Source organism: Arthrobacter sp. Br18, assembly GCF_000520555.1.
GTDB lineage: Bacteria > Actinomycetota > Actinomycetes > Actinomycetales > Micrococcaceae > Arthrobacter_D.
Genome location: NZ_KI914882.1, coordinates 18,642 through 23,071, shown reverse-complemented (window position 1 = coordinate 23,071; position 4,430 = coordinate 18,642). Strand labels below are relative to the sequence as shown.

5 protein-coding genes are annotated in these 4,430 nt (G+C 67.4%); 1 reads left to right on the top strand and 4 read right to left on the bottom strand.

Annotated elements, in window-relative coordinates; genetic code table 11:
- A partial coding sequence (locus Y704_RS0113790; RefSeq protein WP_026550553.1) for a DivIVA domain-containing protein occupies nucleotides 1–332 on the top strand: 332 nt, incomplete at its 5' end.
- Nucleotides 333–421: 89 nt separating this feature from the next.
- On the opposite strand, the gene Y704_RS0113785 is transcribed toward Y704_RS0113790, so the two are convergent.
- The 4 genes from Y704_RS0113785 to Y704_RS0113770 all read right to left on the bottom strand — a co-directional run bounded on the left by Y704_RS0113785 (nucleotide 422) and on the right by Y704_RS0113770 (nucleotide 4,330).
- Nucleotides 422–1,885 (bottom strand): sodium/solute symporter, encoded by a 1,464-nt coding sequence (locus Y704_RS0113785; RefSeq protein ID WP_026550552.1) that lies wholly within the window; start codon nucleotides 1,883–1,885, stop codon nucleotides 422–424.
- Nucleotides 1,886–1,910: 25 nt separating this feature from the next.
- A complete protein-coding gene (locus Y704_RS0113780) occupies nucleotides 1,911–2,264 on the bottom strand; it encodes a DUF485 domain-containing protein (RefSeq protein WP_026550551.1) in 354 nt (117 codons plus the stop codon).
- 139 nt (nucleotides 2,265–2,403) lie between these two features.
- Nucleotides 2,404–3,123 carry a LytR/AlgR family response regulator transcription factor gene (locus Y704_RS0113775; protein WP_026550550.1) on the bottom strand — a complete coding sequence of 240 codons (720 nt, stop codon included), beginning with the start codon at nucleotides 3,121–3,123 and terminating at the stop codon, nucleotides 2,404–2,406.
- A gap of 19 nt (nucleotides 3,124–3,142) precedes the next feature.
- Nucleotides 3,143–4,330, bottom strand: a complete 1,188-nt coding sequence (locus tag Y704_RS0113770) for a sensor histidine kinase (protein WP_026550549.1) — start codon at nucleotides 4,328–4,330, stop codon at nucleotides 3,143–3,145.
- Between the last annotated feature and the right edge of the window lie 100 nt (nucleotides 4,331–4,430).

Below are 4,430 nucleotides of genomic sequence, written 5' to 3'. Positions count from 1 at the left end.
GTGAGCGCGACGACCTGATCGAGTCGAAGGGGCAGGACGCATGGCTTCGGCAGATCGGCCGCACGGCGGCGGTCCTCAAAGGCCGCCTGAACCGTGCTCCGGGGGAGCGGTTCCGGCGTCCCGCACACGGGAAAGCGGCAAGCTACAACGTGGAAGACGTCGACTCCCTCTGTGAGGAGCTCCGCGGCTACTTCGAGAACACCCGGCCGCTGAGTGTCGATGCGGTGCGCCGGGCAGTTTTCCGGGAGACGGCCGGCGCGTCAGGGTACGAGGAAGCGCAGGTTGATGCCTTCCTCGACCGGGTGGTCGAACTGATGGCGGCAATCGACTAGCGGCACTCGCCGCCGGCCTTGCTGCGGGCTTGTTGCCCTGAACCAAGAGGTTCCGGGTTACAGGGTTTCCGGATTACAGGGTTTGCGGACTACAGGGTTTCCGGACTGTGGAGCCGCGCAAGGACCCGGGCCGTATTTCGTGGCCTGCGGTGGCCCGTCGCCCTCGACACGAGAATGGTCACCAGGAATGCGGCAGGAACCGTCCACAGCGCCGGTTGCTGGAGCCAGGGGAAATCAGCTGCTTCACCGCCGAGCAGGGCCGCGGCGAGGATGGACCCCCCGCACAGTGCCGCTCCGGTCAGCATTCCTGCAACTGCGCCGATGTCAGTGAGCCCGGTCCACCAAATGGCGAGGAGCAGCAGCGGACAGATCGTCGAGGCAGTGAACGCGAACACGGAGCCGACACTCCCGGCGAGGGCCTGGGTGTCGGTCAACAGCGCGAACACCAGGGGAATCAGCGCGGAGAGCACCGCGGCCCGCCGGAATCCCTGCACGCTGCCGGAGAAGAACTCCTGACTCACGACGCCGGCGAGTGAGACGACCAGTCCGCTGGTTGTGGACAGGAAGGCCGCGAAGGCGCCCGCTGTCACGAGGGCGGACAGCAGATCCCCGGGGACGCCGTCGAAGATCCGGCCCGGCAACAGGAGCACCGTGGAATCCGCCGTGCCGGCCGCGGCCAGTTCGGGGGTATAGATCCGCCCCAGGATGCCGTACGCCACGGGAAAGAGGTAGAACACCGACAGCAGCCCCAGCACGATCAGGGTGGTCTGCCGGGCGGAGGCGCCGTCCGGATTCGTATAGAACCTCACGAGCACATGGGGGAGGCCCAGCGTTCCGAACAGCAGTGCGATCACCAGTGAGATGGTGCTGTAGAGGGATGCCTGGCCGGTGATGTCCAGGTCGGTGGTGAACGCGGCGCCCCGCGCCGTCACAGCCATACCCTCCGATCCGAGACGCAGGAGGATGAAGACCAGCGGCACCGCGAGCGCCGTGAGCTTGAGCCAGTACTGGAACGCCTGGACGAAGGTGATGGACCGCATGCCCCCCGTCATGACGCTGAGGGCCACCACGACGACGACGGCGACGGGGCCCACCCAGGAGGGAAGGCCCGTGGTGATCCGGACGGTGAGAGCCGCGCCGTGCAGTTGCGGGACGATGTACAGCCAGCCCACCACGATCACCAGCATGCTGGTGACGCGGCGCACCAGCAGTGAATCGAGTCGCGCCTGGGCGAAGTCGGGGATGGTGTACGCCCCGGAGCGCCGTAGGGGAGCGGCGACGAACAGGAGCAGCATCAGGTAGCCGGCCGTGTACCCGATGGGGAACCACAGTGCGTCCACTCCCGAGATGAGGATCAGCCCGGCAACTCCGAGGAAGCTCGCCGCCGAAAGATATTCACCGCCGATGGCGGAAGCATTCCACCAGGGCCGGACCGTGCGTGAGGCAACATAGAAGTCCCCGGTGGTGCGTGAAATCCGCAGGCCGTAGATGCCGATCAGGACCGTGCTGAGCGCCACCAGGATCAGGGCCGCATATCCCACTACCGGGTTCATCCCGATTGCGGCGGACGGGATGAGCTCAGAATTCATCGATCAGGTCCTGGAAGCGCTTCTCATTGCGCGAGGCACTGCGGACGTAGAGCGCGGCGCAGCCGATGACGAGTGGGTAGATGGCAAAGCCCAGCAGGAGCCACGGGACGGGGACGGTGAACACCGTCACCTCGCTGATCGAGGGGAAAACAGTCAGCAGCACCGGGATGCCGATAAGGATGATGAGGAACCCGCCGGCGACCACGAGGGCGAGGCGCAGCTGGGACCGGATCAGGGACGTGACGAAGAGCTGGCCCACCTCCGACTCCTCCGCCAGCTCCCGCAGGACGGGGTAGGAGCTGCTGCTGGACCGCGCGCTGGTGCGAGGGGCGGTGACACGCACACGCTGCGGCGGGAGGTCGGTTGGTACATCCCGCGGGGTGGCTGGTGGTGTGTTCAGTGGGGGACTCGGCGACACGTCGCCGGGGGATTCGGGCAGGGGCGTCGGGGCCGGCGATTCCTCGGAAGGGCACATCCGCGTTCTACTGGCCGGGCCGGAGGCGGGTGGCTTCGAGCTTTTCCCGGACGTCGGGAAGGTGCCGGCGGCTCACCGGCAGTTCGGCATCGCCCACCAGCAGGCTTGCCCGGCCGGCACTGATCCGCACCTGCCGCACCTGGTCCATGGCGACGAGGTAGGAGCGGTGGGTGCGGAGGAATCCGGCGTCCGCCCATTGGCGTTCGAGGTCGTTGAGCGGAATACGGATGAGGTAGCTCGCCTCCGCGGTATGCAGCCGTGCGTAGTCACCCTGCGCCTGGACGTAGCGGATCTCGTCGCGGCGGATCATCCGGCTAGTGCCTCCCTGGTCGACGGTGATGACCTCCGGCGCGGCGGTGGCACCCTCCATCAGCTCGCAGATGCGCCGCACCGATTCGGCGAGCCGCTCCACCCGCACCGGTTTGAGGAGGTAGTCCACCGCCCGGAGCTCGAACGCTTCCAGGGCGCGGTCCTCGTCGGCGGTGACGAAGACGACGGCGGGCGGCCGGCTGAAGCGCGAGATCACCCGGGCGATGTCGAGACCGGAAAGCGAGGGCATGTGGATGTCCAGGAAGAGGGCGTCGACGTCGTGTGTCTCCAGGGCGCGCAGTGCCTCGGCTCCGCTCGAGGCGCGGTGGATCGTTCCGATCCGGGCGTCGCGGGACAGCAGGAAGGCCAGTTCCTCCACTGCGGGTAGCTCATCATCGGCGATGACAACATTGACCATGACTACTAGTTTACGTCCCTCAGGCCTGGTGATCCGGCTGCGACTTGGGCACCCGCATGGTGATCAGCGTTCCGGCTCCGGGCGCCGTGTCGATGATCAGGCCGTGGTCGTCGCCGTAAACCTGGCGCAGGCGTGAATCGACGTTCCGCAGTCCTACATGCACCCCCTCGGTGTGGCCGGCGAGTACCAGGCGGAGATGGTCGGGATCGATTCCCACGCCGTCGTCCTCGATGGTCACCTCGGCGAAGGCGCCGGAATCGTGCGCGGTGATGGTGATGTGGCCGGTGCCGTCCTTCGAGTCGAGGCCGTGGCGCACCGCGTTCTCGACGAGGGGCTGAAGGCTCAGGAACGGAATGACGGTGCTCAGCACCTCCGGACCGATCTCGAGTTTGACCTTGAGCCGCTCACCAAAGCGGGCACGCTCCAGCAGCAGGTAGCGGTCGATGCTCCTGAGCTCCTCGGCAACGGTGGTGAAGTCGCCGTGCCTCCGGAACGAGTAGCGCGTGAAGTCGGCGAATTCGACGACGAGTTCACGTGCGCGTGCGGGGTCGGTGTTGATGAACGAGGCGATGGCGTTCAGCGAATTGTAGATGAAGTGCGGGCTGATCTGCGCGCGCAGCGCACGGACCTCGGCCTCAACGAGCAGGCGCCGGGACGAGTCGAGCTCTGCCAGTTCAACCTGGGTGGACACCCAGCCTGCCAGTTCGTTGGTGGCCCGGACCAGGCCCGCATTGACGTCCGGTGCGAAGGCCCCGACCGTCCCGACAATCCGCTGGTCCACCCGTACCGGAGCGACCACCAACTCCCCGCCGCCGGGCACATCCGCCTCCTCAAGCTGCGCACCGCGGAAGATCTGGGTGCGCCCGCTGTCCAGCACCCGCTGGAACAGCTGCATTGCGGCGGGTGGCAGCGCACGGCCGCCATCAGAGGCGAGGACGGCGGCGTCGTCGGTCATGACCAGCGTGTCGCACCGCAGCAGGCTCCGCAGATGGCGGCTGGCCTTCGACGCCCCCGACGCCGTCAGGCCCTCCCGCAGATGCTCGGAAGCGAGCGCAGCGGTGTGGAGGGTGGCATAGGTGGCGCGGTCGGCGTCGGACCCGAGGTCGCGCGAGGAACGCGACAGACGGAAACCGAGGGCGGCAACGACGGCGACGGTGATGACGATGACGGCGCAGACCAGGGCGGTGTCGACGGCGGCGCTGAACATGCCCCAAGACTAGCCGTGCACCGCTGTGGCGGACGCAGCCGTCGTGCAGGACGCATGCCGTCACCGACACTAGCCATGCGCCGCTGTGGCGGACGCCGCC

Bases quoted from the DNA above. Each gene is read 5' to 3' on its own strand.
- Y704_RS0113770 (WP_026550549.1), bottom strand. From the start codon at position 4,330: ATGTTCAGCGCCGCCGTCGACACCGCCCTGGTCTGCGCCGTCATCGTC.
- Y704_RS0113785 (WP_026550552.1), bottom strand. From the start codon at position 1,885: ATGAACCCGGTAGTGGGATATGCGGCCCTGATCCTGGTGGCGCTCAGC.
- Y704_RS0113775 (WP_026550550.1), bottom strand. From the start codon at position 3,123: ATGGTCAATGTTGTCATCGCCGATGATGAGCTACCCGCAGTGGAGGAA.